We start from the raw sequence: 25,020 nt of genomic DNA, 5'->3' as shown, positions 1-25,020 counted from the left end.
ACCGTGGCCGGTAAAGCGTGCAGAGCGGGTGACAGGGATTGCACACTGCGCCTCCCCCCTGGAAGGGGGGTGTTCTGCTACTGAACTACACCCGCAAGACCTTCGGGGCTTTGACCTGCGGCCTCGCCCCTCGGCGTGATCCACACACTAGCCGATCAGAGGGGGTGGATGGCAAATCCGGGGTCAGTGGGCAGCGTTGTAGGCCTCGTAGACCCGCTTGGGGATCCGGCCGCGCGGCGGCACGTCGTGGTCGTTCGACCGGGCCCAGGCGCGCACGACGGCCGGGTCGGGGGCGATGCTGGTGTGCCGGTACGCCTTCCCCGAGCGGGCCTGCCGGCGGCCGGCGGCCACGTAAGGTGCCAGGCTCTTCCGCAGTTTCTTTGCGTTGGCCGGATTGAGGTCGATCTCGTAGGACTTACCGTCCAGGGCGAACGAGACCGTTTCCGCCGCTTCTCCGCCGTCGATGTCATCGGAGAGCGTGACTACTACGCGCTGCGCCACGGATATCGGTCCCTTCGTGCGAGGTCACCACGTACTGACGTGCGGTGATGTCGCCTGTGTGGATGTTTCGGAGCAATGCGTCAATCAGCCGGAATCCCGGCTGAATCCTTTGTACCGCGATTCCCTTTGAATTGCGAAGCCCAGTTAATTGTCTCCGCGTGTCCGGCCGCAATGGCGGGCGAGTGGTTTTCCGGTGGATTTTGCGAAGCGTTGGTGAAGCCGAAACGGGCCGCCTGCGGGGGGCCCGGGATATCTACCCGCGTAGAAATTTCGGGCGGGTACGCTGGAGGAACCGCCTTCGCACCAACCACCACACGGGAGTGCCCGATGGCACGCGTCGTAGTCGACGTCATGCTCAAGCCGGAGATCCTCGACCCCCAGGGCCAGGCGGTGCAGCGTGCACTGCCGCGCCTGGGATTCGACGGGATCGCCGACGTCCGCCAGGGGAAGCGCTTCGAACTGGAGGTGGAGGGACCGGTCGACCAGGCCGCCCTCGACCGCATCCACAAGATGGCCGAAACGTTCCTCGCCAACACCGTCATCGAAGACTTCACCGTGAAGGTCGAGGCCTGACGGTGACCACTCGCATCGGAGTCGTCACGTTCCCCGGAACGCTCGACGACCGTGACTCACTGCGCGCCGTGCGCCTCGCCGGAGCCGAGCCCGTCTCGCTGTGGCACCGCGACAAGGACCTCCACCAGGTCGACGCGGTCGTCCTCGCGGGCGGCTTCTCGTACGGGGACTACCTGCGCGCCGGGGCCATCTCCCGGTTCTCGCCGGTGATGGAGACCATCATCGACCAGGCCAAGGCCGGCATGCCCGTCCTCGGCATCTGCAACGGCTTCCAGGTCCTGACCGAAGCCCACCTGCTGCCGGGGGCGATGCTCCGCAACAACCACCTGCACTTCATCTGCCGCGAGCAGAAGCTGCGCGTGGAGAACGCGGGAAGTGCCTGGACCGGTGACTACGAAGCCGGCCAGGAGATCTCCATCCCGCTCAAGAACATGGACGGCCGCTACACCGCCGACGAGCGCACGCTCGACGAACTGGAGGCCGAAGGCCGAGTGGCCTTCCGGTACCTCGACGGGAACCCGAACGGCTCGCTCCGGGACATCGCCGGCATCACCAACGCCGCCGGCAACGTCCTCGGCCTCATGCCGCACCCCGAGCACGCGGTCGAGCCGCTGATCGGGACGGGCCGCACCGACGGCCTCCCGTTCTTCACGTCGGTCCTGAAGAAGCTGGTCAGCGCATGAGCCTCGACACCATCAAGAACGCCACCGAGACCCCGGACGCGGCGCAGCCCTGGAAGGAACTCGGCCTCAAGGAGGACGAGTACGCCGGGATCCGGGAGATCCTCGGCCGCCGTCCCACCGGCGCCGAGCTCGCCATGTACTCCGTCATGTGGTCCGAGCACTGCTCCTACAAGAGCAGCAAGGTCCACTTGAAGCAGTTCGGCGACAAGGCCCCCGAGAACACGGCCATGCTCGTCGGCATCGGCGAGAACGCCGGCGTCGTCGACGTGGGCCAGGGCTACGCGGTCACCTTCAAGGTCGAGTCGCACAACCACCCCTCGTACATCGAGCCCTACCAGGGCGCGGCCACCGGCGTCGGCGGCATCGTCCGCGACATCCTCGCCATGGGCGCCCGGCCCGTCGCCGTCGTGGACCCGCTGCGCTTCGGCGCGGCCGACCACCCCGACACCAAGCGCGTCCTGCCGGGCGTCGTCGCGGGCATCGGCGGCTACGGCAACTGCCTGGGCCTGCCGAACATCGGCGGCGAGGTCGTCTTCGACGCCTGCTACCAGGGCAACCCGCTGGTCAACACCGGCTGCATCGGCGTGATGAAGCACGAGGACATCCACCTCGCCAAGGCGTCCGGCCCCGGTAACAAGGTCGTCCTCTACGGCGCCCGCACCGGCGGCGACGGCATCGGCGGCGTCTCGGTCCTCGCGTCCGAGACGTTCGACGACAGCAAGCCCACCAAGCGCCCCGCGGTCCAGGTCGGCGACCCCTTCCAGGAGAAGCTCCTCATCGAGTGCACCCTGGAGATCTTCAAGGAGAAGCTGGTCGCCGGCATCCAGGACCTCGGCGGCGCCGGGCTGTCCTGCGCCACGAGCGAGCTGGCCTCCGCCGGTTCCGGCGGCATGCGCGTCGAGCTGGACACCGTCCCGCTGCGCGACGCGACCCTCTCGCCCGAGGAAATCCTCATGAGCGAGTCGCAGGAGCGCATGTGCGCGATCGTCGAGCCCCAGCACGTCGACCGCTTCATGGAGATCTGCGAGAAGTGGGACGTCATCGCCACCGTCATCGGTGAAGTCACCGACGGCGAGCGGTTGGAGATCTTCTGGCACGGCGAGCAGATCGTGGACGTGCCCCCGGGCACCGTCGCCCACGAGGGACCGGTCTACCACCGCCCCTACGCCCGCCCCGAGTGGCAGGACGCGCTCCAGGCCGACGACGCGGGCAAGCTGCCGCGGCCGGCGACCTCCGAGGAACTGCGCGCGCAGGTCCTGGCGCTGGTCTCGTCGCCGAACCAGGCCTCGAAGTCCTGGGTCACCGACCAGTACGACCGTTTCGTGCAGGGCAACACGGTGCTCGCGCAGCCCGAGGACGCCGGCATGGTCCGCATCGACGAGGAGACCGGCCTCGGCGTCGCGATGGCCACCGACGGCAACGGCCGCTTCGCGAAGCTCGACCCGTACACGGGTGCCCAGCTCGCGCTGGCGGAGGCGTACCGCAACGTCGCCGCGACCGGCGCCAAGCCGCTGGCGATCTCCGACTGCCTGAACTTCGGCTCCCCCGAGGACCCGGGCGTCATGTGGCAGTTCGCGGAGGCCACCCGCGGTCTCGCGGACGGCTGCCTGGAGCTCGGCACCCCGGTGACCGGCGGCAACGTCTCGCTCTACAACCAGACCGGTGACATCGCGATCCACCCGACCCCGGTGGTGGCGGTCCTCGGTGTGATCGACGACGTCAACCGCCGCACGCCGATGGCGTTCGCGGAGGCCGGCCAGCTGCTGTACCTGCTCGGCGACACGGCCGAGGAGTTCGGCGGCTCGGCGTGGTCCGAGGTCGTCCACCAGCACCTCGGCGGCATGCCGCCCAAGGTGGACCTCGGCCGCGAGAAGCTGCTCGGGGAGATCCTGATCTCGGCCTCGCGCGACGGCATGATCGACGCCGCGCACGACCTGTCGGACGGCGGCGTGATCCAGGCGCTCACCGAGTCCTGCCTGCGCGGCGGCAACGGCGCGCGCGTCGTGGTCCCGGAGGGCCTGGACGCCTTCACCTTCCTGTTCTCCGAGTCCGCGGGCCGCGCCATCGTGGCGGTCCCGCGCAGCGAGGAGCTCCGCTTCACCGACATGTGCGGTGCGCGGGGCCTGCCGGCCACCCGCATCGGCGTGGTCGACGGTGAGGAGATCGAGGTCCAGGGCGAGTTCGCCATCCCCCTCGCGGAACTGCGCACCGCCCACGAGGCGACGATCCCGGCGCTCCTCGCCTGATCCCGTCGCCTTCCCACGAGCCCCCGCCCGCGCCCCGCGGGCGGGGGCTCGTGCGTCGGCCGCCCCGAGTAGGGTCGGGCCATGCCGCCCGCGAAGAGGAAAACGCGTACCTACGACTCCGCGAAGATCCGCGCCGCCGTCACGGCCCAGTTCGGCCATGTCGCGGACGCCGTACGGGAGCTGACCCCCGAGCAGCTCGCCCGGCCCACCGGGCTCGGCCGGTGGACGGTCGGGGACCTGGCCGCGCACATCGCGTGGATCGCGGACTCGCTGGCCGCGGGTCTGGCCCGGCCGCCCGCCGCCGTCCCGGAGCTGAGCGCCGTCGAATGGCCCTCCGCCACCGCCTCGCTCGCCGGGAAGATCGCCGAGGCGGCGAAGGAGACCCTGGCCGGGGCGCCGCTGCCCGAGCTGTACGAGCGCGCCGGGGCGCGGCTGGCCGCGGCGCTCGAAGCGAACCCCGACCGCCGCGTGCTGAACCTGTGGATCGGGGCGATGACCCTCGGGGACTTCCTGGTCACCCGGACCGTCGAACTCGTGGTGCACACCGATGACCTGAACCGGGCCGCCGGGCTGGACGTCCCGATCGAGCGGCAGGCCCTCGCCGCCTGCACCCGGCTGCTCGCCGACGCCCTCGCCGTCACCGCGCCCGGTGGCTCGGTCGAGGTACGGATCCCGCCCTTCGCGGTGGTCCAGTGCGTCGAGGGGCCCCGCCACACCCGGGGCACCCCGCCGAACGTGGTCGAGACCGACCCGCTGACCTGGCTGCGGCTGGCGACGGGCCGGACCGGCTGGGCCGAGGCGGTGCGCGAAGCCCACGTACGGGCCAGCGGCGAGCGGGCCGACCTGTCGGCGCTGCTGCCCCTGATGAGCTAGGGCGTCTGGTGCCGTGGCCGGGAAGGTCCAAGCACCAGGCGGGGAACCGGCCGGGCCGGCCCTCCGTCACAGGGACATGCGTACGCAACCGCCCGTGTTCCCCGCCGCCGTCGCGGCCGCCGTCCTCGCGCTCGCCGGAGCCGGCGCCTGCGGTGCGCAGGACGCCGCGCCCCGGCCCGTCCACACCGGGACCGTCGACGGGAAACCCTCCCCGCAGCCCCCGGCCGACGCCCCGCTGACCGCCACCGCGTGGACCGTCACGACGCTGACCGGGGGCGCGGCGGCCTCCCCCCTGCCCGCCGACGCCGCCGGGAAGGCCCGTTTCACCCTCGCTCCCGACGGCGCGGTGAGCGGCGGCCTCGGCTGCAACGGGTTCACGGCCAAGGCCACCGTCGAGGGCGCCTCGCTCACCTTCGGGCCGCTCGCCACGACCCGGATGGCCTGCCCGGGCCCGGCCGGCGAGGTCGAACGGGCCCTGACCACGCTGTTCGGCAGCGGCCCGCTCGGCTGGAAGGTCGAGGGCCGGACGCTGACCCTGACCGGCGGGGCCGGTGCGGACGGCCGGGGCCTGACCGCCGAGGCGGCCTCCGCGGCGGAGTGACGCCTTCACGCCGGGTACGGCAGCAGTCCCGCGTTCGTCTTCTCCCACGCCGCCCGCAACCCGGCCAGCCGTTCCGGTTCCACGGCCGCCTTGTCGGCCTGTTCGCGTACGTCCCCTGCCAGGTCGAAGAGCTGGTCGCGCCCGCTCTTGCCCCGGTAGTACTTCCAGTCCCCGCGGCGCAGCGCCCGTTCCCCGCGCACCCGCCAGAACAGGTCCCGCTCCGCGAGCCGCTCCCCGCGCAGCAGGTACCCGGCGAGGCTGACCCCGTCCAGCGGATACGCCGGGTGCGGCCGGGCGCCGGCCAGCTCCAGCAGCGTCGCCGTCCAGTCCGGGCTGAACACCGGGACGCGGCTGACCTGACCGCCGTCCAGCCGGGCGGGCCAGCGCACGAGCGTCGGCACCCGGATGCCGCCCTCCTGCAAGGACGCCTTGTTGCCCGACAGCGGCCAGTTGTAGGAGAAGCGCTCGCCGCCGTTGTCGCTGGCGAAGACGACCAGGGTGTCCTCCTGCTGCCCCGACCGTTCGAGAGCCTTCAGCACCTCGCCGACGGAGCGGTCCAGGTCCTCCACCATCTGCTTGTACTTCTCGACCGACCCGCCGTCCTGGTGCCACAGCGCCCGGGGGTCGCCCGCCTTGATCCGTCGGACGATCTCGGCGCTCTCCGCGGTGTCCCCCTCCGCGATCCACGGCCAGTGCGGGGTGGTGAAGTTGAGGTTCAGCAGCCAGGGCTTGCCGTGGTGGTCGCGGGATACGTACTCGCTCGCCCGCTCGGTGATGATCCGCGTAAAGTAACGCAGGTCCTTGTACTCGGCGTCGCCCTCGTACAGGTCGTATTCGCCATTCAGGCCCAGCTTGGAGTAGTACTCCAGCGCGCCGCCGAAGTTGCCGAAGAACTCGTCCCAGTCCGAGCGGGTCGGGCTGTAGTCGGGCAGGTAGCCGCAGTGCCACTTGCCGATCAGCGCCGTGGCGTACCCGCGGTCGCGCAGCAGCGAGGCCAACGTCGGGTGCGTGGGCTCCAGGCCGGCCGACGTGTCCGCGATCGGCTCCGCCAGCCCGCCCTTCGTGCGGCCCGGGTAGCGGCCCGTGTACAGGCTGAACCGGGTCGGGGAGCAGGTCGCCGAGCCCGAGTAGGCGTCGGTGAAGCGGACGCCCTGGCGGCCCAGCCGGTCCAGGTTCGGGGTCTTGATGTGGGGGGAGCCGTACGAGGACAGGTCCGCCCAGCCGAGGTCGTCACCGAGGATGAACAGGATGTTCGGGCGCCGGGAGTGACGCCCCCGCGCCGCCCGGAACTCCTGCTCGGCGTGAGCGGCCTCCGGGGCCGGGGCGGCGGTGGCCTCCCGCGTCTGGGCCGCGGCGGGCGCCGAGCCCAGGCCCACCGCGGCGGCGGCCGCGCTCACGCCCACCGCGCCGCCGAAGGCACGCCGGGACAGGGGGGATTCGTACGTGGTCACAAGTACTCCAAGGCACGGCCCGCCGGCCCGGCTCCGGGCGGCGCGGGACGGCGCGCGGCACGGCGGAACGGGCTCGGGCGGGGAGCGGTGAGGGGGCGCGCGAACGGGAGCGCGAGGGGGAAACGGAAGGCGGCGCGGGAAGCGCGCGGCCCAGTGGCGTGTGACTACGCGGAACAGCGACAGATGGCGCTCGCGACACGGACCAGGTCCACGTGTCGGCGCTCGACGAGGGTGACGGCGCGGTCACCGAGGGGCTGCATGGGGCGAGAGCCTGTCGAATGCCCGCGTACCTGTCAACAAAGGGTTCCGGATACCGAGACGGAAGCGTTCCGTCACCCTCTGTGCTGTGACATTTCCCGGCCGTCCCCAATTCGGACCAGTGGTCGATCTCGCCTACACTCGGAAGCGTGCCTCGTGGTGATGGACGACTCAACCACGACCTGCTCCCCGGCGAAAAGGGCCCCCAGGACGCTTGCGGCGTCTTCGGTGTCTGGGCTCCGGGTGAAGAGGTCGCCAAGCTCACCTACTTCGGACTGTATGCACTACAGCACCGCGGACAAGAGTCCGCGGGAATCGCTGTGAGCAACGGTTCCCAGATCCTCGTCTTCAAGGACATGGGCCTCGTTTCCCAAGTCTTCGACGAAACCTCTCTCGGCTCGCTCCAAGGTCATATCGCGGTCGGTCACGCCCGCTATTCGACCACCGGTGCTTCCGTCTGGGAGAACGCGCAGCCCACTTTCCGCGCGACCGCCCACGGCTCGATCGCCCTGGGTCACAACGGCAACCTGGTGAACACCGCCGAGCTCGCCGAGATGGTCGCCGACCTCCCCCGTCAGGACGGCCGTGCCACCCAGGTGGCGGCCACCAACGACACCGACCTGGTCACCGCCCTGCTGGCCGGCCAGACCGACGACGACGGCAAGCCCCTGACCATCGAGGAGTCGGCCGCCAAGGTCCTCCCCCAGGTCAAGGGCGCGTTCTCGCTCGTCTTCATGGACGAGGGGACCCTCTACACCGCCCGTGACCCGCAGGGCATCCGCCCGCTGGTCCTCGGCCGCCTGGAGCGCGGCTGGGTGGTCGCGAGCGAGACCGCCGCCCTCGACATCTGCGGCGCCAGCTTCGTCCGCGAGGTCGAGCCGGGCGAGCTCATCGCGATCGACGAGAACGGCCTGCGCACCTCCCGATTCGCGGAAGCGAAGCCCAAGGGCTGTGTCTTCGAGTACGTCTACCTGGCGCGCCCGGACACCGACATCGCGGGCCGCAACGTCTACCTCTCGCGCGTCGAGATGGGCCGGCGCCTGGCCAAGGAAGCCCCCGTCGAAGCGGACCTGGTCATAGCGACGCCGGAGTCCGGCACGCCCGCCGCGGTCGGCTACGCCGAGGCCAGTGGCATCCCGTACGGATCGGGCCTGGTCAAGAACGCCTACGTGGGGCGGACCTTCATCCAGCCCTCGCAGACGATCCGCCAGCTCGGCATCCGGCTCAAGCTCAACCCCCTCAAGGAAGTCATCCGGGGCAAGCGCCTGGTGGTCGTGGACGACTCGATCGTCCGCGGCAACACCCAGCGGGCCCTGGTCAAGATGCTCCGCGAGGCCGGCGCGGCCGAGGTCCACATCCGGATCTCCTCGCCGCCGGTGAAGTGGCCGTGCTTCTTCGGCATCGACTTCGCCACCCGGGCCGAGCTGATCGCCAACGGCATGACGGTCGACGAGATCGCCACGTCGCTCGGCGCCGACTCGCTCTCGTACATTTCGCTCGACGCGATGGTCGAGGCGACCACCATCCAGAAGCCCAACCTCTGCCGTGCCTGCTTCGACGGCGAGTACCCGATGGAGCTGCCCGACCCGCAGCTGCTCGGCAAGCAGCTCCTGGAGTCCGAGCTCGCGGGCGGCACCGACGCCGCCGACGCGCTCCGGCGCCCGTAGGACGCGCCGGACCCGCCCCCCGGGCGGGTCCGCCCCGCCCCGTCCCGTTCAACCTGCGCCCGGCCCTGTCTTTCAGGCTTTTCCCAGGGCCGTGCACCACCCGCAGTAACGACACGAAAGCTCTCTCCTGTCATGACAGAGAAGACCACCGGTGCCAGCTACGCAGCAGCAGGTGTCGACATCGAAGCGGGAGACCGCGCCGTCGAACTCATGAAGGAGTGGGTGAAGAAGACGCAGCGCCCCGAGGTCCTCGGCGGCCTCGGCGGATTCGCCGGCCTCTTCGACGCCTCCGCCCTCAAGCGGTACGAGCGCCCCCTGCTCGCTTCCGCCACCGACGGCGTCGGCACCAAGGTGGACGTCGCCCGCCGGCTCGGCGTGTACGACACCATCGGCCACGACCTGGTCGCGATGGTCATGGACGACATCGTCGTCTGCGGCGCGGAGCCGCTCTTCATGACCGACTACATCTGCGTCGGCAAGGTGCACCCCGAGCGTGTCGCGGCCATCGTCAAGGGCATCGCCGAGGGCTGTGTCCTCGCCGGCTGCGCCCTGGTGGGCGGCGAGACCGCCGAGCACCCGGGTCTGCTGGGCCCGGACGACTTCGACGTGGCGGGCGCGGGAACGGGTGTGGTCGAGTACGACCGCCTGCTGGGCGCGGATCGCATCCGTACGGGTGACGCCGTCATCGCGATGGCATCGTCCGGCCTTCACTCGAACGGGTACTCGCTGGTCCGTCACGTCCTGCTCGACCAGGCGGGAATGGCCCTGGAGCAGCACGTCGACGAGCTCGGCCGGACCCTCGGCGAGGAACTGCTGGAGCCGACCAAGATCTACTCGCTGGACTGCATGGCCCTCACCCGCACGGCCGAGGTCCACGCGTACTCGCACATCACCGGCGGCGGCCTCGCGGCCAACCTCGCCCGGGTGATCCCGGACCACCTGCACGCCACGGTCGACCGCTCGACCTGGGCCCCCGGCGCCATCTTCGACCTGGTCGGCAGGACCGGCCGGGTGGAGCAGCTGGAGCTGGAGAAGACCCTGAACATGGGTGTGGGCATGATGGCCGTCGTTCCGCAGGAGTCGGTGGACGTGGCCCTGACGGCACTGGCCGACCGGGGCGTCGACGCCTGGGTCGCCGGCGAGATCCTGGACCGCGGTGACCACACCGAGGGCGCGACCCTCACCGGTTCCTACGCGAGCTGAGCAGCACTGAAACCCGGTCCGGGGCGATGCCCTGGACCGGGTTTCACTACTTCGAGTCGCTCAAGACTCTGAGCGTGGCGGACGCGGTGTGCGTCAAGCGCCGCGGCGGTGCGCCGACGGACCGGACTCTTCGTCCTCGTCCTCGTCGTCATCGCTGTTGTACAGCTCCGCGTACTTGGCGTACGGGTCGTCGTCGTCCAGATCGTCATCGACTTCGACCGGCGCGCTGATAGGCAGCGGCTCTGTCGGCGATGCGCCCAGCTCATTGGCCAGACGCGAGAGGTCAGTCCCGCCGCTGTTGTACTTCAGCTGGCGGGCGACCTTTGTCTGCTTGGCCTTGGCCCGGCCGCGCCCCATGGCTCGACCCCCTCGGTGACGGGGCTCGACGGCCCCAGAGTCTGACACGCGTTCATGGTTCGGAGCGGGCTCTCCGTGAAGAGACCGTCCGTAGGGGTTCAACGGTACCTGCTTCCGCGGCCATACGGTACGCCGCCCGCATGACGCGCCCCGGTGCAGTACCAACGAGACACCCCGTACTCGCTGGTCAGCTGCGATTTTAGCCCTTTCCTGGCGCGCGACCCGCCGAAGCGCAGTGAGTTCCGTCTCCCCGGTGGCCCGGGGGACCCTGCCGGCGGTGGCGGCGGGTCCCCCGGGCGCGGCGGGGACGGATCAGAGCGCGCCGGCGGCGCGGGCGTCCGACATCCGCTGCTCGGCGATCCGGTCGGCCGCGGCGGCCGGCGGGATGCCGTCCGCCTTCGCACGTGCGAATATGGCGAGCGTGGTGTCGAAGATCTTCGCCGCCTTCGCCTTGCAGCGGTCGAAGTCGAAGCCGTGCAGCTCGTCCGCGACCTGGATGACACCGCCCGCGTTCACGACGTAGTCGGGGGCGTAGAGGATCCCGCGGTCCGCGAGGTCCTTCTCGACGCCCGGGTGCGCGAGCTGGTTGTTCGCGGCGCCGCACACGACCTTCGCGGTCAGGGCCGGCACCGAGTCGTCGTTCAGCGCACCGCCCAGCGCGCAGGGGGCGTAGATGTCCAGGCCCTCGACGCGGATCAGCGCGTCCGTGCCGGCGACGGCGGTGACCTTGCCCGCGTACTTGCCGGTGGCGTGCTTGTCGAGGATGGCCTGCACCGACTCCTGGCGGACGTCGGTGATCACGACCTCGGCGCCGTCCTCCAGAAGGTGTTCGACCAGGTGCTTGCCGACCTTGCCGACACCCGCGACGGCGACCTTGCGACCGCGCAGCGTCGGGTCGCCCCACAGGTGCTGGGCGCTGGCGCGCATGCCCTGGAAGACGCCGAAGGAGGTGAGCACCGAGGAGTCGCCGGCGCCGCCGTTCTCGGGGGAGCGGCCGGTCGCCCAGCGGGTCGTGCGGGCCACCACGTCCATGTCGGCGACGTACGTGCCGACGTCGCAGGCGGTCACGTAGCGGCCGCCGAGGGAGTCCACGAACCGGCCGTAGGCCAGCAGCAGTTCCTCGCTCTTGAGGGTGTCGGGGTCACCGATGATGACGGCCTTGCCGCCGCCGTGGTCGAGACCGGCGAGGGCGTTCTTGTACGACATGCCGCGCGAGAGGTTCAGCGCGTCGCGGACGGCTTCCTCGTCCGAGGCGTACGCGTGGAAGCGCGTACCGCCGAGGGCGGGGCCCAGGGCGGTGGAGTGGATGGCGATGACGGCCTTGAGGCCCGTGGCCCGGTCCTGGCACAGCACGACTTGCTCGTGGCCACCCTGTTCCGTACGGAACAGGGTGTGCAGGACGCCGTCGGTCATTTCGGTCACGGTGGTGACTCCCATGGAAGAGATGCGGCGGAATGACGCCCGCCCTGCGGGTGGGGGGAGGGCGTGCTGGGAGCAGCGTAAGACCTGGGAGGCGGATGGGAACTCCCCGTCCGTAGATCGGAACACTCCCGTGTGACCGGTGACCTGGGGACCCTCGTCCGGAGTACTGCCGGGCCGCTCGGGGGAGTACGAGAACGTGAGCGAATCCCCCGAGCGCCGGCTGCCCTCCGCCCGCACCGGTCCGACCGTGCCGTACGCCTCCTACCTGCGGGTCTACGAGCCGCTGGCGGCCTTCCCCGAGGCCGAGCGGGCGCACTGGTCCGGCTACGCCCGGCGCGGGGACGCCCCGACCGCCCAGGACGAACTGCGCAGGTCGCTGGCGGACTTGGTCCGGGTTCCGGTCGTCGGGGTCCCGGCGCACGAGAGCGGGGACGCGTTCACGGCGGAACTGGACGGGGTGCTGCTGGTCTGCCCGTGGCGGACCAGGCTGCGCGGCTGGCTGGCGCTCCAGGAGCTGGAGGCGGAGTTCCCCCGTCCGGTGCTGGACGCGGCGCTGCCGCCCTCGGCCCGCCGCCGGGCGGCCGAGGCGTACGAGGCCTGGCGCGAGCGGAACCCGGACGGGCGGCCGTGGATCCGCACCGCGGTGTGGCAGGTCCCGCTGCGGTGGTTCGTGCTGGTGGCGGACGAGGAGCGGGATTACCTGCCGGGCGAGCGGCTGCGCTACCGGACGCCGATGGTGCAGGCCAGGCGGCGGCTGGCGCGCGGGCTGCGGACGCTGCGGGCCGCCGAGGGCTACGGGATGCTCGCGCAGGGGCTGGTGGAGGTCGGGAGCTGGCTGGAGGAGTTCCACCCGCGCTCGATGGTCGAGCTGGACTACGGCGGGCTGCTGCACGCGCTGCCGGAGGCCGCCCTGGCCGGCGACCGCTCGGCCCGCGACCTGGCGAGGGGCATCGCGGCGCTGCGGGCTGGGGACTCGCAGGGCGCGACCGACGCGTACACGGACCTGGCGGAGCGCTGGAAGGCGGTCCGGGAGCGACTGTTCGCGAACTAGTGAGGGGTCGGTGGAGGCCCCCGGACGCCCTCCGGAGCCGCCTCCGGAGGCAGCATCGGCCGAACCGGCCCGGAATGTCCCTAGCGGAGGCCGCCGGGTCACCCGTATCGTCCGATCGGCCATAAAACGCAGATCAGCGGCTTGATCGCGGCATTTGGGTCTTTGTTCCAGGACCTACGTCCCGATCCGGGCCATTGACTCAAGCGTGACGGACCGCACTAACCACACCCTTGCGCCCTTCCCCTACCCTCGTGCCAAAATAGGACAAGGAGTCCGGGGAGGGTTCCTTCCACCCAACTTTGGGCGGAATGCTCGGTATTGCACTCTACGGGGGGTCTGTCGACTCCTGATCGCTCTGTGACTGATCGTCACAGTGGGGTGACTGTCCGTTATGGGACGGTCCATCGGCTTCCGCCGCTGATGAACACCTCGGAGGGCAATTCCATCGGTTTGGCCGTCGAGGCTGGACGGATGGTGTAGTTGTAGTGCCGAGGACAAGCCGTTCGTCCTATAACCGACTCGGCCTGCGTGTGTCCATTTCGGGCAACGTGGGCCAAGGTGCAGAATTTAGAGGAAAGAACCGAGATGGTTCGGTTCTCCCGAGGAGGCCGCTCATGACCGCTCGCACCCCTGATGCCGAGCCGCTGCTGACCCCGGCTGAGGTTGCCACGATGTTCCGCGTGGACCCGAAGACGGTCACCCGCTGGGCCAAGGCTGGCAAGCTCACGTCCATCCGCACCCTGGGTGGACACCGCCGTTACCGCGAGGCTGAGGTCCGCGCACTGCTCGCGGGAATTCCGCAGCAGCGCAGCGAGGCCTGAGGCTCGCAGCACGACCCCAATTCCCTTTGGGGACAGCTCCCGGCTGACGGCCGGGGGAGGGCATGAAACGGATCCCCCAATCCGATGAAACCCACAAGGCTTCAAACGGTGGAACCTGCCCCAACAGGTTTCGCCGTTCGATCGCGCTGGACTCCGCCGGGTCCAGCGCGATCTTTTTATGCCCGGAAGGCGACGGCCGGGGGTCCGAATCGCCGGCGCCGGAGGAACCCGGCCGGGCAGGTGCCATTGCACATATTAAATTGAGTCGGCATATGGGTGTGATAAAAGTACGACTCACGAAAACTCATGTGGTGACACCCGTCACAGCTGACGCCCCTTGTACATCCGGCAATGCACCCGCAAGGGGACGTGTCACCCTCCTCGGCCTCACACGAAGGGGCGATCCCGGAGCGCGGCGCCGCTCGTCCGCCCCCTGTGTCGCGCGGAGCCCCGAGAGGGCCCGTACGGCGCCCCGCGCGCCCCAAGATCCCCACGCGCTCTCCCGGCGGAGCTCAGGACCGCCTGCGGGCGCCCCAAGCGCCCAGGACCGCCTGCGGAGCCGCAAGCGTTCCGGACCGCCTGCGGAGCCCCGAGCGCCCGGGGCCGGTTCGGCGGCGGGGAAGCCGGCCGGGCCCTCGCCGGACAGGAGCAGCAGCACCGCGCACCGGAACCCGACAACGCGTCAGGGCCCGCATCCCCTGGGGGATACGGGCCCTGACGTTTCTGCGAACCTGACGGGACTTGAACCCGCGACCTCCACCTTGACAGGGTGGCGAGCTAACCAACTGCTCCACAGGTCCTCGATGCGCGCTACCCAGCGGGCGGCTGCGAATCAGACTGTACAGCAGCTCAGGGGGTGCAGTCGAACCCGATCAGGGAGCCGCTGCGTCCACCGCCTTCACGATCCGCTTGTCGGAGATCGGGTACGCCGTGCCGAGCGCGTGCGCGAAGTAACTGACGCGCAGCTCCTCGATCATCCAGCGGATCTCGGTGACCGCCTCCGGCACCGGGCGGCCCTTCGGCAGCTGCTCCAGCAGCCACAGGTACTCGTCCCGCATCTCGTGGACCTTCTCCATCCGGGTCGTATCCCGCTGGACGGCCGTGGGCATCTGCTGCAGCCGCCGGTCGATCGCCACCAGGTACCGCATCAGGTCCGGGAGCCGCCGCAGCCCCGTCAGCGTCACGAAGCCGGCCGGCATCAGCGCCGCCAGCTGGGCCTTCACGTCCTGGACGTTCGCCATCAGCGCCAGGCTGTTGGTGGACTTCACGCGCCGCTCGCAGGCCTGCCAGGCCGCCAGGATCTGCTGCACCTGCCCGACGGTCCGCACGGTGGTGTCCACCAGGTCGGCCCGCACGGCGTCGAACAGCTTCCGGAAGCCGGCCTCGTCCCAGGCGGGGCCGCCGTGGTCGGCGATCAGCTTGTCCGTCGCAGCGGTCGCGCAGTCGTCGAACAGCGCCTGGACCGAGCCGTGCGGGTTCCGCGAGAGGGCCAGCTTCTGCTGGTTGGTCAGCTTGTCCGAGGCGAACTTGGCCGGGTTGACCGGGATCCCCAGGAGGATCAGCTTCCGGGTGCCGAGCCACATCGCCCGCTGCTGCTCGGCCTCGGTGTCGAAGAGCCGTACGGACACGCTCTCACCCGCGTCCACCAGCGCCGGGTAGGCCTTCACCGGCTGCCCGGCGCGCCGGGTCTCGAAGACCTTGCTCAGCGTCCCGATCGTCCAGTCCGTCAGCCCGGTCCGCTCCACCGACTCCCCGCCCGCCCGCTCGGCGGTGGCCGCGGCGGCCTGGGACAGCGCCTGACGGGCCTTCGGCCTGAGCCGCAGGCGCAGCGCCTCCAGGTCCTTGGCCTCGGCCAGCTTCTTGCGCCGCTCGTCGACGATCCGGAAGGTGATCTTCAAGTGGTCCGGGATGCGGCCCAGGTCGAAGTCGTCGGCCGAGACCGGCACCCCGACCATCCGGTGCAGCTCGCGCGCCAGCGTCACGTGCAGCGGCTCCTGGAGGGGCTGCGCCGTCGCCAGGAAACGCGTCGCGAAGTTCGGCGCGGGTACGTAGTGCCGCCGGATCGGCTTGGGCAGCGAACGGATCAGTTCGGTGACGACCTCTTCCCGCAGACCTGGGATCTGCCAGTCGAAGCCCTCGTCGGTGACCTGGTTCAGCACCTGGAGCGGGATGTGCACGGTCACGCCGTCCGCGTCCGCGCCCGGTTCGAACTGGTACGTCACCCGGAACTTCAGTTGCCCCTGCCGCCAGGTGTCCGGGTAGTCAGCCTTGGTGACCCCGGCCGCCTTCTCCGTCAGCAGCATCTCGCGCTCGAAGTCGAGGAGTTCGGGCTCCTCGCGCTTCTTGTGCTTCCACCAGGAGTCGAAGTGCGCCCCCGACACCACGTGCTCGGGGATGCGCTGGTCGTAGAAGTCGAACAGGGTCTCGTCGTCCACGACGATGTCCCGGCGCCGCGCCCGGTTCTCCAGCTCCTCCACCTCGGTGAGGAGCTTGCGGTTGTCGGCGTAGAACTTGTGGTGGGTCCGCCAGTCGCCCTCGACCAGGGCGTTGCGGATGAACAGCTCGCGGGAGACCTCGGGATCGATCCGCCCGTAGTTGATCTTCCGCTGGGCGACGATCGGCACGCCGTAGAGCGTGACCTTCTCGTACGCCATCACGGCGGCCTGGTCCTTCTCCCAGTGCGGCTCGCTGTACGTGCGCTTGATCAGGTGCTGCGCGAGCGGCTCCACCCACTCCGGCTCCACCTTGGCGTTCACCCGCGCCCACAGCCGCGAGGTCTCCACCAGCTCCGCGGACATCAGGAACTTCGGCTGCTTCTTGAACAGCGCCGAACCCGGGAAGACCGCGAACTTGGCGCCCCGGGCGCCGAGGTACTCGTTCTTGTCGGTGTCCTTGAGGCCGATGTGCGAGAGCAGACCGGCCAGCAGCGAGACGTGGACGCTGTGCTCGGGGGCGTCGGCCTCGTTGACGTGGATGCCCATGGTCTTGGCGACCGTGCGCAGCTGCGAGTAGATGTCCTGCCACTCGCGGATCCGCAGGAAGTTCAGGTACTCCTGCTTGCACATCCGGCGGAAGGAGGAGGAGCCGCGCTCCTTCTGCTGCTCGCGGATGTAACGCCACATGTTCAGGAACGACAGGAAGTCGCTCGTCTCGTCCTTGAAGCGGGCGTGGTTCTGGTCGGCCTGGGTCTGCTTGTCCGAGGGGCGCTCGCGGGGGTCCTGGATGGACAGGGCCGCCGCGATGACCATGACCTCGCGGACGCAGTTGTTCTTGTCGGCCTCGACGACCATGCGGGCCAGGCGCGGGTCGACCGGCAGCTGGGAGAGCTGGCGGCCCATCGGCGTGAGCCGCTTGCGCGCGTCCTTCTCCGACGGGTCGAGCGCGCCGAGCTCCTGGAGGAGCTGGACGCCGTCGCGGATGTTGCGGTGGTCCGGCGGGTCGATGAAGGGGAACTTCTCGATCTCGCCGAGGCCGGCCGCGGTCATCTGCAGGATGACGGAGGCCAGGTTGGTGCGCAGGATCTCGGCGTCGGTGAACTCCGGGCGGGCGTTGAAGTCGTCCTCGGAGTACAGCCGGATGCAGATGCCGTCCGACGTACGGCCGCAGCGGCCCTTGCGCTGGTTGGCGCTGGCCTGCGAGATCCGCTCGATGGGCAGCCGCTGGACCTTGGTGCGGTGGCTGTAGCGGGAGATCCGGGCCGTGCCCGGGTCGATCACGTACTTGATGCCGGGGACGGTGAGGGAGGTCTCGGCGACGTTGGTCGCCAGCACGATCCGCCGGCCCGTGTGCTGCTGGAACACGCGGTGCTGCTCGGCGTGCGAGAGGCGTGCGTAGAGGGGCAGGACCTCGGTGAACCTCAGGTTCCGCTTGTTCAGGGCATCCGCCGTGTCGCGGATCTCGCGTTCACCGGAGAGGAACACGAGGATGTCGCCCGGGCCCTCGGACTGGAGCTCGTCGACGGCCTCGCAGATCGCGGTGATCTGGTCGCGGTCGGAGTCTTCGGCGTCCTCTTCCAGAAGGGGCCGGTAGCGCACCTCCACCGGGTACGTACGACCGCTGACCTCCACGATCGGCGCGTCCCCGAAGTGGCGGGAGAAGCGCTGCGGGTCGATGGTCGCCGAGGTGATCACGACCTTGAGGTCGGGGCGCTTCGGCAGCAGCTGGGAGAGGTAGCCCAGCAGGAAGTCGATGTTCAGGGACCGCTCGTGGGCCTCGTCGATGATGATCGTGTCGTACGCGCGCAGCTCGCGGTCCGTCTGGATCTCGGCGAGCAGGATGCCGTCCGTCATCAGCTTCACGAAGGTGGCGTCCTGGTCCACCTGGTCGGTGAAGCGGACCTTCCAGCCGACGGTCTGCCCGATCTCGGACCGCAGCTCTTCGGCGATGCGCTCCGCGACGGTGCGGGCGGCGATCCGGCGCGGCTGGGTGTGGCCGATCATGCCCCGGACACCGCGGCCGAGCTCCATGCAGATCTTGGGGATCTGGGTGGTCTTGCCGGAGCCGGTCTCGCCCGCGACGATCACGACCTGGTGGTCGCGTATCGCCTCGGCGATCTCGTCCTTCTTCTGGCTGACGGGCAGGTTCTCGGGATACGTGACCTCGGGCATGCGCGAGGCACGGCCGGCCAGACGCGCGGCGGCCTTCTCGGCCTCCGCGGCGATCTCGTCGAGCACGGCCTGCTTGGCCTCGGGCTTGCGGATGCGGCGGGCGCCTTCGAGGCGGCGGCCGAGGCGGTGCGCGTCACGGAGGGGGATCTCACCGAGAAGCGTCTGCAGGGCGGCAAAGGAAGTAGACATACCTGATCGAGGATCTCACCCGGGAGCGTCGGGTGGCGAACGCATTTGTCGCACCTACCCGTACCATTTCGGGACCAGATCACCTTAAACCCACCGTCCCGCGAGTGAGAGGCCCGCCATGTCCCGCGCCCGTGGAGTGTGGTGGCTGCTCGCCGCCGTCCTCGCGGTGCTGTCGGCGACGACGGCCCCGGGGGCGGTCGGGGCGGTCGGGGCGGCCGGGACGTCCGCGGCCCCCGCGCATTCCGGGGCCCCCGCGCATTCCGTGGCGACCACGTCCTCCGGGGGGCCCACGGCGACCGCGGCCTCCGCGGGGCCCCGCGCTCCCATGGCCCCCGCGGCTCGGACCGCCTCCGCCGCGGCGCCGGACGCCGAGGCCGCCGCCGTGGCGTACGAGGGCCGGGGCCCGGCCTGCTCACCCGGCGCCGGGGACCACGGCCGAGCCCCCGCCGTGCCGCCGCGCGACGGGCGGGACCACGCCTGCGCCCCTGCGGTCCGGCTCCCGGTAGGGCCGGACACCCCCGGGCGGGCGCTGCCGGCAGGGGTGCGCGTACGCGGGCCGGACCGCCCCGCACCGGGACCCGTGGAGCTGTCCGTGATGCGGGTGTAGCGGACCGGCCCCACGCCGGTCCCGCACACCACCCGTACCACCGCTCTGGAGCACCCGTATGCCTTCCGCCCCCTCCCGCAAGCCCCTGCTGTACTCCGCCGCCACCGCCCTCGCCGCGATCACCCTGGGGATCGTGTCCTGGCAGGCCACCTCGGACCGGCACGAGCCCGCCTCGTCCCCGGCGGCCTCCGCGCCCGAAGCCGCCGGCGCCCCTGACCCGCTGGCGGCGCTCGCCCGCCGGGAGCCCGCGGACAAGCTGGCCGCCGGGCGGCCCGACGCCCCCGTGGTGCTGATCGAGTACTCCGACTTCAAGTGCGGCTACTGCGGCAAGTTCGCCCGCGACACCGAACCCGCGCTGATGCGCAAGTACGTCGAGGACGGCACCCTGCGCATCGAGTGGCGCAACTTCCCGATCTTCGGCGCCGAGTCCGAGGCCGCCGCGAAGGCCGCCTGGGCCGCGGGCCGGCAGGACCGGTTCGCGCAGTTCCACGCGGCGGCGTACGCCGAAGGGTCCAAGGAGAAGGGCTTCGGCGAGGAACGACTGACCGAGCTGGCGCGGGCGGCCGGTGTGCCCGACCTCGACCGGTTCCACCGGGACATGGCCGGCGCGCAGGCCTCCGCCGCCCTGCGCGAGGACCAGGAGGAGGGCTACCGCATCGGGGTCACCTCCACCCCGTCCTTCCTGGTCAACGGGGAGCCGCTGGCCGGTGCGCAGCCGCTCGGCGCCTTCGAGGCGGCGATCGCCCGCGCCAAGACCCGGGCGGCGCAGGGCTCGAAGTGAACGGCATCGGATACCTCGCCGCCCTGCTGGGCGGCCTGCTGGCGCTGCTCAGCCCGTGCAGCGCGCTGCTGCTGCCCGCCTTCTTCGCGTACTCGATCGACTCCGCGTCCCGGCTGCTGGCCCGCACCGGCATCTTCTACGCGGGCCTCGCGAGCACCCTCGTACCGCTGGGCGCGGCCGGTTCGTACGCGGGCCGGTTCTTCCACGGCCACCGGGACGGGCTCGTCCTGGCCGGCGGCTGGCTGATCATCGCGCTCGGTCTCGCCCAGATCCTGGGCCTCGGCTTCGCCTCCAAGCGGGCCGCGCGGCTTTCGGGGCGGATCCGCCCGACCACCGCCCTGTCGGTGTACGCGCTGGGCTCGCTCTACGGACTGGCCGGGTTCTGCGCCGGGCCGATCCTGGGCAGCGTGCTGACGGTGGCGGCGGTCGGCGGCAGCCCGGTCTACGGCGGGCTGCTGCTGGCCGTGTACGCGCTGGGCATGGCCGTGCCGCTGTTCCTGCTGGCGCTGCTGTGGGAGCGCTTCGACCTGGGAGGCCGGCGCTGGCTGCGCGGGCGGACCGTGCGGTGCGGCCGGTTGCGGCTGCACACCACCTCGCTGCTGTCCGGGCTGTTCTTCATCACCCTCGGCGCGCTGTTCCTGCTGTACGACGGGGCGAGCGCCCTGCCCGGGCTGCTGGACGTGGACGACTCGTTCGCCGTCGAGCGGTGGGTGCAGTCGGTGGCGCGGGCCGTACCGGACTGGGCGGTGCTCGCGCTGGTCGCCGTAGGAGCGCCGGGCGCCGCCCTGGCGCGGTGGCGCCGCAAGGTCCGGGAGGCGGCCGGGTGACGCAGGAAGGCCCCGTCCGATGGACGGGGCCTTCCCTGTGGTGGCTGGGGCCGGGGTCGAACCGGCGACCTATCGCTTTTCAGGCGATCGCTCGTACCAACTGAGCTACCCAGCCACGAGACTGTTTCCAGCCTCAGCGATCCTGACGGGACTTGAACCCGCGACCTCCACCTTGACAGGGTGGCGAGCTAACCAACTGCTCCACAGGACCTGGTTTGTGCAAGAACAAGTCTTGCACATGGTGTTGCGTACCCCCAACGGGATTCGAACCCGTGCTACCGCCTTGAAAGGGCGGCGTCCTGGGCCACTAGACGATGAGGGCTAAAGGCCCGCCGGGCACTTTTCAGCGCGTCGGGGACGTGAGAAGCATATGGGATGTCGGGACCTATCGCCAAAACGGTTTCCGCGAGTGTCCCCGAGGGACAATGACCGGGTGCTGGAGATGACGCGCGAGGAGTTCGAGGAACTCGTCGCAGAGGCCCTGGACCGGATCCCTCCCGAGCTCACCCGACTGATGGACAACGTGGCGGTCTTCGTCGAGGACGAGCCGCCGGCGCAGGACCCGGAGCTGCTCGGTCTCTACGAGGGCACCCCCCTGACCGACCGCGGCGAGTGGTACGCCGGGGTCCTCCCCGACCGGATCACCATCTACCGCAACCCCACCTTGCGCATGTGCGAGGACCGGGAGAGCGTGGTCGCGGAGACGGAGGTCACGGTCGTGCACGAGATCGCCCACCACTTCGGGATCGACGACGAGCGCCTCCACGACCTGGGCTACGGGTGACCCGGCCGGTCCCCGGCTCCGAGGCCATCGACCCGGACGTCGACCTCCATGTGCCGGAGCAGCGCACCGAGCCGCAGGGCCGGGTGCTCGCCGCCGTGGCGGCGGGCGGGGCCGTCGGCGCCTCGGCGCGCTACGGGCTCTCCCTGATGTGGCCGGCCGGCCCGGGCGCCTTCCCGTGGGCGACCTTCTGGACCAACGTCACGGGCTGCGCGCTGATCGGCGTGCTGATGGTGCTGATCGGCGAGGGCGGCCGGAAGGCGCCGCACCCGCTGGTCCGGCCCTTCGCGGGGGTGGGGGTGCTGGGCGGTTTCACCACCTTCTCCACCTACGCGGTCGAGTTCTCGCGCCTGCTGGACGAGGGCGAGGCCGGCGTCGCGCTCGGGTACGCCGGGTTGACGGTGGCCGCGGCGCTGGGGGCGGTCTGGGCGGCGGCGTCCGTGACCCGGCTCGCCGTAAGGGGGCGCGGGTGAACTGGCTGCTCGTGATCGCGGGCGCGGTGGTGGGGGCGCCGCTGCGCTACCTCACCGACCGGGCGGTGCAGGCCCGGCACGACTCGGTCTTCCCGTGGGGGACCTTCGTGGTGAACGCGGGCGCCTGCCTGGTGCTGGGCCTGTTGACGGGCGCGCTGCTGGCCGGCGCGGCTCCCGCGCGGCTCGGTCCGCTGCTCGGGACGGGGCTGTGCGGGGCGCTCAGCACGTACTCGACGTTCTCGTACGAGACGCTGCGGCTGGCCGAGCGCGGCTGGAGGTTCCTGGCCGCGGCGAACGTGGTGGCTTCGGTGCTGGTCGGGCTGGGGTCCGTACACCTCGGGTCGCAGGTGGCGCGAGCGCTGTTCGCCTGAGGGCGTGTCTCTTACGGGGTAAAGGGAGTTGGGCACATTGACCCGCCCGGTGCGGGCCGTGCTCCCCGTCCCCTTCCGGAGGTGCCCCCGTGCGCCAGTTGTCCGCTTCCCTCCGACTGGTCGCCGCCGCGCTCGCGATCGCGGCGTCGGCCGGCTGCATGAGCGTCGGCGAGGACGCCGCCAAGCCGGGTCCCTCCTCCTCGGCGGGCGACAAGGGCGCCACTTCCATCGGGGGCGCCACCACCGGGCGGGGGTCCGGGGTGTACGGCGACGGCCACGGTACGAAGGACGCGGCGGCCGTGCCGGGCAAGCCCGGGGAGCCGGGGAAGGCGGGCGGCGGGGCCGGGGCCTCGCCCAGCCCCGGCGCACCGGCGGGGAAGCCCGGGGTGCCCTCGCCGTCGGCCGGACCGGGCGGCGGAGCGGGCGGGCAGGGGTCGCAGGTGCCGTCGGGAGGCGGATCGGGAGCCGGCGGCGGTTCCGGTTCGGGCGGGTCGGGGTCGGGCTCCGGCGGGCCCGTCGTGACGCCGCCCACACCGTCGCCCAGTGGTCCGCCTGTGACGGAACCCACTCCGACGCCCACCGCCTCCCCGCAGCCCGAGCCGAGCGCGTCGACGGCGCAGTAGGCGGGCCGACCGCACCTCGCCCCGGGGCATCGCCGCAGGTCAGAACCTTTCTGCGGGAGGAACTTGCCAGACCCGGGGGAGGGTGCGTATGGTTATAGATCGTTTGATCCCATTGCCCGGCGCCGAATCCGAAGAGCGCCGTGTGGCGCGTACTCTCCCTAGCCGTGGCTGACCGCATTGAGGCGGTCGATTTGCGATTCACGGAGTTTGGGCGCGTGCCGAGACTCCGGAAGGTTTCGCATTTCGCATGTCCATTTCCAGTTCTGACCGTGCCGTCATGCCCGAGAACGACTCCAACGAGATCGTCGACGCCGTTGAGGCCCTTGTGGTCACCGAGGCCATCGAGGCCGCCGAGGCGAACGACATCATCGAGGCTCTTGAGGCTGATGTGACGACCGACCAGTCCTCCGACGCCGCCTCCGGCGACGCCGAGCCCACCATCACCTTCGGCGACCTCGGTCTGCCCGAGGGCATCGTGCGCAAGCTCGCCCAGAACGGTGTCACCGCCCCCTTCCCGATCCAGGCCGCGACCATCCCGGACGCCCTGGCCGGCAAGGACATCCTCGGCCGTGGCCGCACCGGCTCCGGCAAGACCCTCTCCTTCGGTCTGCCGACCCTGGCCTCCCTGGCCGGCGGCCACACCGAGAAGAAGAAGCCGCGCGCCATCATCCTCACGCCGACGCGTGAGCTCGCGATGCAGGTCGCGGACGCCCTCCAGCCCTACGGCGACGTCCTCGGCCTCAAGATGAAGGTCGTCTGCGGCGGTACCTCCATGGGCAACCAGATCTACGCCCTGGAGCGCGGTGTCGACGTCCTCGTCGCCACCCCCGGCCGCCTGCGCGACATCATCAACCGCGGCGCCTGCTCCCTGGAGAACGTCAAGATCGCGGTCCTCGACGAGGCCGACCAGATGGCCGACCTGGGCTTCCTGCCCGAGGTCACCGAGCTGCTCGACCAGATCCCCGGCGGCGGCCAGCGCATGCTCTTCTCCGCCACCATGGAGAACGAGATCGGCACCCTGGTCAAGCGCTACCTGTCCAACCCCGTCACGCACGAGGTCGACAGCGCGCAGGGCAACGTCACGACCATGACGCACCACGTGCTCGTCGTGAAGCCGAAGGACAAGGCGCCGGTCACCGCCGCCATCGCCGCCCGCAAGGGCCGCACCATCATCTTCGTCCGCACCCAGCTGGGCGCCGACCGCATCGCCGAGCAGCTCATCGAGGCCGGCGTGAAGGCCGACGCGCTGCACGGCGGCATGACGCAGGGTGCCCGTACCCGCGTCCTCGCCGACTTCAAGGACGGCTACGTCAACGCGCTCGTCGCCACCGACGTCGCCGCCCGCGGCATCCACGTCGACGGCATCGACCTGGTCCTGAACGTGGACCCGGCCGGCGACCACAAGGACTACCTGCACCGCTCGGGCCGTACCGCCCGCGCCGGCAAGTCCGGCGTCGTCGTGTCGCTGGCGCTCCCGCACCAGCGCCGCCAGATCTTCCGCCTGATGGAGGACGCGGGCGTCGACGCCTCGCGCCACATCGTCCAGGGCGTCGGTGCCTTCGACCCCGAGGTCGCCGAGATCACCGGTGCGCGTTCGCTGACGCAGGTCCAGGCCGACTCCGCGAACAACGCCGCCAAGCAGGCCGAGCGCGAGGTCGCCGACCTCACCAAGCAGCTGGAGCGCGCGACCCGTCGCGCCGCCGAGCTGCGCGAGGAGGCCGACCGCCTCGTCGCCCGCTCCGCCCGTGAGCGCGGCGAGGACCCGGAGGCCGCTGTCGCCGAGGTGGCCGAGGCCGCCGTCGCCGAGGTCGCGGCCGCCGTCGCGGCCGAGCCGGTCGCCGAGGAGCGCCCGGCCTTCCAGAGCCGTGACGAGCGTGGCAACTACGAGCGCCGCGACAACCGTCGTGACGACCGCGGTGGGGACCGTGGCGGTGACCGTGGTGGGTTCCGCCGCGATGACCGTCCGTCGGGTGGTTTCCGTTCCGGTGGTGACCGTCCGTCCGGTGGGTTCCGTCGTGATGACCGTCCGTCGGGTGGTTTCAACCGTGACGACA

At 70.9% G+C, this 25,020-nt stretch carries 23 protein-coding genes and 5 tRNA genes; 17 read left to right on the top strand and 11 right to left on the bottom strand.

Annotated features, from left to right (window positions below):
• Positions 1–23: 23 nt before the first annotated feature.
• Positions 24–95: transfer RNA gene (locus tag ACIA6C_RS19295), tRNA-Gly, on the bottom strand.
• A gap of 88 nt (positions 96–183) precedes the next feature.
• Positions 184–501: an Lsr2 family protein gene (locus ACIA6C_RS19290; protein ID WP_361138577.1), complete on the bottom strand. Its 318-nt coding sequence runs from the start codon at positions 499–501 to the stop codon at positions 184–186.
• Positions 502–828: 327 nt separating this feature from the next.
• On the opposite strand from ACIA6C_RS19290, the gene purS reads away from it, so the two are divergent.
• From purS to ACIA6C_RS19265, 5 genes are all read left to right on the top strand, one after another.
• Positions 829–1,074 (top strand): phosphoribosylformylglycinamidine synthase subunit PurS, encoded by a 246-nt coding sequence (gene purS / locus ACIA6C_RS19285; protein WP_042801325.1) that lies wholly within the window; start codon positions 829–831, stop codon positions 1,072–1,074.
• Positions 1,075–1,076: 2 nt separating this feature from the next.
• Positions 1,077–1,757 (top strand): phosphoribosylformylglycinamidine synthase subunit PurQ, encoded by a 681-nt coding sequence (purQ, locus tag ACIA6C_RS19280; RefSeq protein WP_366083433.1) that lies wholly within the window; start codon positions 1,077–1,079, stop codon positions 1,755–1,757.
• The gene (gene purL / locus ACIA6C_RS19275) at positions 1,754–4,003 is read left to right on the top strand and encodes a phosphoribosylformylglycinamidine synthase subunit PurL (protein WP_399277377.1); all 2,250 of its coding nucleotides are present in this window, start codon (positions 1,754–1,756) and stop codon (positions 4,001–4,003) included. Before purQ ends, purL begins: the two co-directional genes overlap by 4 nt.
• Positions 4,004–4,084: 81 nt before the next feature.
• Positions 4,085–4,876 carry a sterol carrier family protein gene (locus tag ACIA6C_RS19270; RefSeq protein WP_399277375.1) on the top strand — a complete coding sequence of 264 codons (792 nt, stop codon included), beginning with the start codon at positions 4,085–4,087 and terminating at the stop codon, positions 4,874–4,876.
• Between the two features lie 94 nt (positions 4,877–4,970).
• Positions 4,971–5,477 carry an META domain-containing protein gene (locus tag ACIA6C_RS19265; protein ID WP_399277373.1) on the top strand — a complete coding sequence of 169 codons (507 nt, stop codon included), beginning with the start codon at positions 4,971–4,973 and terminating at the stop codon, positions 5,475–5,477.
• A 5-nt stretch (positions 5,478–5,482) separates the two neighbouring features.
• Here the strand turns inward: ACIA6C_RS19265 and ACIA6C_RS19260 are convergent, their stop codons facing one another.
• Both ACIA6C_RS19260 and ACIA6C_RS19255 read right to left on the bottom strand, forming a co-directional pair.
• A complete protein-coding gene (locus ACIA6C_RS19260) occupies positions 5,483–6,928 on the bottom strand; it encodes a sulfatase (RefSeq protein ID WP_399277371.1) in 1,446 nt (481 codons plus the stop codon).
• 164 nt (positions 6,929–7,092) lie between these two features.
• Entirely contained in the window at positions 7,093–7,188 is a 96-nt protein-coding gene (locus ACIA6C_RS19255) for a putative leader peptide (RefSeq protein ID WP_352211348.1), read from the bottom strand.
• Positions 7,189–7,335: 147 nt separating this feature from the next.
• Here ACIA6C_RS19255 and purF point away from each other — a divergent pair, with 147 nt between their 5' ends.
• Both purF and purM read left to right on the top strand, forming a co-directional pair.
• On the top strand, positions 7,336–8,853 hold the full coding sequence (purF, locus tag ACIA6C_RS19250; RefSeq protein ID WP_329196901.1) for an amidophosphoribosyltransferase: 1,518 nt from the start codon (positions 7,336–7,338) through the stop codon (positions 8,851–8,853).
• A gap of 132 nt (positions 8,854–8,985) precedes the next feature.
• A complete protein-coding gene (purM, locus tag ACIA6C_RS19245) occupies positions 8,986–10,056 on the top strand; it encodes a phosphoribosylformylglycinamidine cyclo-ligase (protein ID WP_399277368.1) in 1,071 nt (356 codons plus the stop codon).
• A 93-nt stretch (positions 10,057–10,149) separates the two neighbouring features.
• Here the strand turns inward: purM and ACIA6C_RS19240 are convergent, their stop codons facing one another.
• Both ACIA6C_RS19240 and ACIA6C_RS19235 read right to left on the bottom strand, forming a co-directional pair.
• Positions 10,150–10,413, bottom strand: a complete 264-nt coding sequence (locus ACIA6C_RS19240) for a DUF3073 domain-containing protein (RefSeq protein WP_136210589.1) — start codon at positions 10,411–10,413, stop codon at positions 10,150–10,152.
• Between the two features lie 312 nt (positions 10,414–10,725).
• A complete protein-coding gene (locus ACIA6C_RS19235) occupies positions 10,726–11,835 on the bottom strand; it encodes a Glu/Leu/Phe/Val dehydrogenase dimerization domain-containing protein (protein ID WP_361138558.1) in 1,110 nt (369 codons plus the stop codon).
• 196 nt (positions 11,836–12,031) lie between these two features.
• Here ACIA6C_RS19235 and ACIA6C_RS19230 point away from each other — a divergent pair, with 196 nt between their 5' ends.
• Both ACIA6C_RS19230 and bldC read left to right on the top strand, forming a co-directional pair.
• Entirely contained in the window at positions 12,032–12,886 is an 855-nt protein-coding gene (locus ACIA6C_RS19230) for a hypothetical protein (RefSeq protein ID WP_361138556.1), read from the top strand.
• Between the two features lie 614 nt (positions 12,887–13,500).
• The gene (gene bldC / locus ACIA6C_RS19225; protein WP_003949541.1) at positions 13,501–13,707 is read left to right on the top strand and encodes a developmental transcriptional regulator BldC; all 207 of its coding nucleotides are present in this window, start codon (positions 13,501–13,503) and stop codon (positions 13,705–13,707) included.
• A 726-nt stretch (positions 13,708–14,433) separates the two neighbouring features.
• Here bldC and ACIA6C_RS19220 read toward each other — a convergent pair.
• Together ACIA6C_RS19220 and hrpA are read right to left on the bottom strand one after the other, a co-directional pair.
• Positions 14,434–14,507: transfer RNA gene (locus ACIA6C_RS19220), tRNA-Asp, on the bottom strand.
• A gap of 72 nt (positions 14,508–14,579) precedes the next feature.
• Positions 14,580–18,503 carry an ATP-dependent RNA helicase HrpA gene (gene hrpA, locus ACIA6C_RS19215; RefSeq protein ID WP_399277365.1) on the bottom strand — a complete coding sequence of 1,308 codons (3,924 nt, stop codon included), beginning with the start codon at positions 18,501–18,503 and terminating at the stop codon, positions 14,580–14,582.
• A gap of 118 nt (positions 18,504–18,621) precedes the next feature.
• Here hrpA and ACIA6C_RS19210 point away from each other — a divergent pair, with 118 nt between their 5' ends.
• The 3 genes from ACIA6C_RS19210 to ACIA6C_RS19200 are packed head-to-tail and all read left to right on the top strand — an operon-like array spanning position 18,622 to position 20,718.
• On the top strand, positions 18,622–19,110 hold the full coding sequence (locus ACIA6C_RS19210) for a hypothetical protein (RefSeq protein ID WP_399277363.1): 489 nt from the start codon (positions 18,622–18,624) through the stop codon (positions 19,108–19,110).
• Positions 19,111–19,168: 58 nt separating this feature from the next.
• Positions 19,169–19,891 carry a DsbA family protein gene (locus ACIA6C_RS19205; RefSeq protein WP_399277361.1) on the top strand — a complete coding sequence of 241 codons (723 nt, stop codon included), beginning with the start codon at positions 19,169–19,171 and terminating at the stop codon, positions 19,889–19,891.
• Positions 19,888–20,718, top strand: a complete 831-nt coding sequence (locus ACIA6C_RS19200) for a cytochrome c biogenesis CcdA family protein (protein ID WP_399277359.1) — start codon at positions 19,888–19,890, stop codon at positions 20,716–20,718. The genes ACIA6C_RS19205 and ACIA6C_RS19200 overlap by 4 nt, the downstream gene beginning before the upstream one ends.
• A gap of 38 nt (positions 20,719–20,756) precedes the next feature.
• Here the strand turns inward: ACIA6C_RS19200 and ACIA6C_RS19195 are convergent.
• The 3 genes from ACIA6C_RS19195 to ACIA6C_RS19185 form a co-directional block, all read right to left on the bottom strand.
• A tRNA-Phe gene (locus ACIA6C_RS19195) sits at positions 20,757–20,833 on the bottom strand.
• A gap of 22 nt (positions 20,834–20,855) precedes the next feature.
• Positions 20,856–20,929 (bottom strand) — tRNA-Asp (locus tag ACIA6C_RS19190).
• A 38-nt stretch (positions 20,930–20,967) separates the two neighbouring features.
• A tRNA-Glu gene (locus tag ACIA6C_RS19185) sits at positions 20,968–21,040 on the bottom strand.
• Between the two features lie 111 nt (positions 21,041–21,151).
• Between ACIA6C_RS19185 and ACIA6C_RS19180 the strand changes: the two genes are divergently transcribed.
• The 5 genes from ACIA6C_RS19180 to ACIA6C_RS19160 form a co-directional block, all read left to right on the top strand.
• Positions 21,152–21,502 (top strand): metallopeptidase family protein, encoded by a 351-nt coding sequence (locus ACIA6C_RS19180; RefSeq protein ID WP_190185446.1) that lies wholly within the window; start codon positions 21,152–21,154, stop codon positions 21,500–21,502.
• Complete coding sequence (locus ACIA6C_RS19175) at positions 21,499–21,972, top strand: CrcB family protein (protein WP_399277357.1); 474 nt, start codon at positions 21,499–21,501, stop codon at positions 21,970–21,972. The genes ACIA6C_RS19180 and ACIA6C_RS19175 overlap by 4 nt, the downstream gene beginning before the upstream one ends.
• A complete protein-coding gene (locus ACIA6C_RS19170; RefSeq protein ID WP_399277355.1) occupies positions 21,969–22,343 on the top strand; it encodes a fluoride efflux transporter FluC in 375 nt (124 codons plus the stop codon). The genes ACIA6C_RS19175 and ACIA6C_RS19170 overlap by 4 nt, the downstream gene beginning before the upstream one ends.
• A gap of 89 nt (positions 22,344–22,432) precedes the next feature.
• A complete protein-coding gene (locus ACIA6C_RS19165) occupies positions 22,433–22,966 on the top strand; it encodes a hypothetical protein (protein WP_399277353.1) in 534 nt (177 codons plus the stop codon).
• Between the two features lie 277 nt (positions 22,967–23,243).
• Positions 23,244–25,020: DEAD/DEAH box helicase (locus ACIA6C_RS19160; protein WP_399277351.1), on the top strand; the 1,777-nt coding region annotated here is incomplete at its 3' end.

Source organism: Streptomyces sp. NPDC051578, from assembly GCF_044454045.1.
GTDB lineage: Bacteria > Actinomycetota > Actinomycetes > Streptomycetales > Streptomycetaceae > Streptomyces.
Note: the sequence above shows the minus strand (reverse complement) of the source record. Positions and strands in the feature narration are given on the sequence as shown.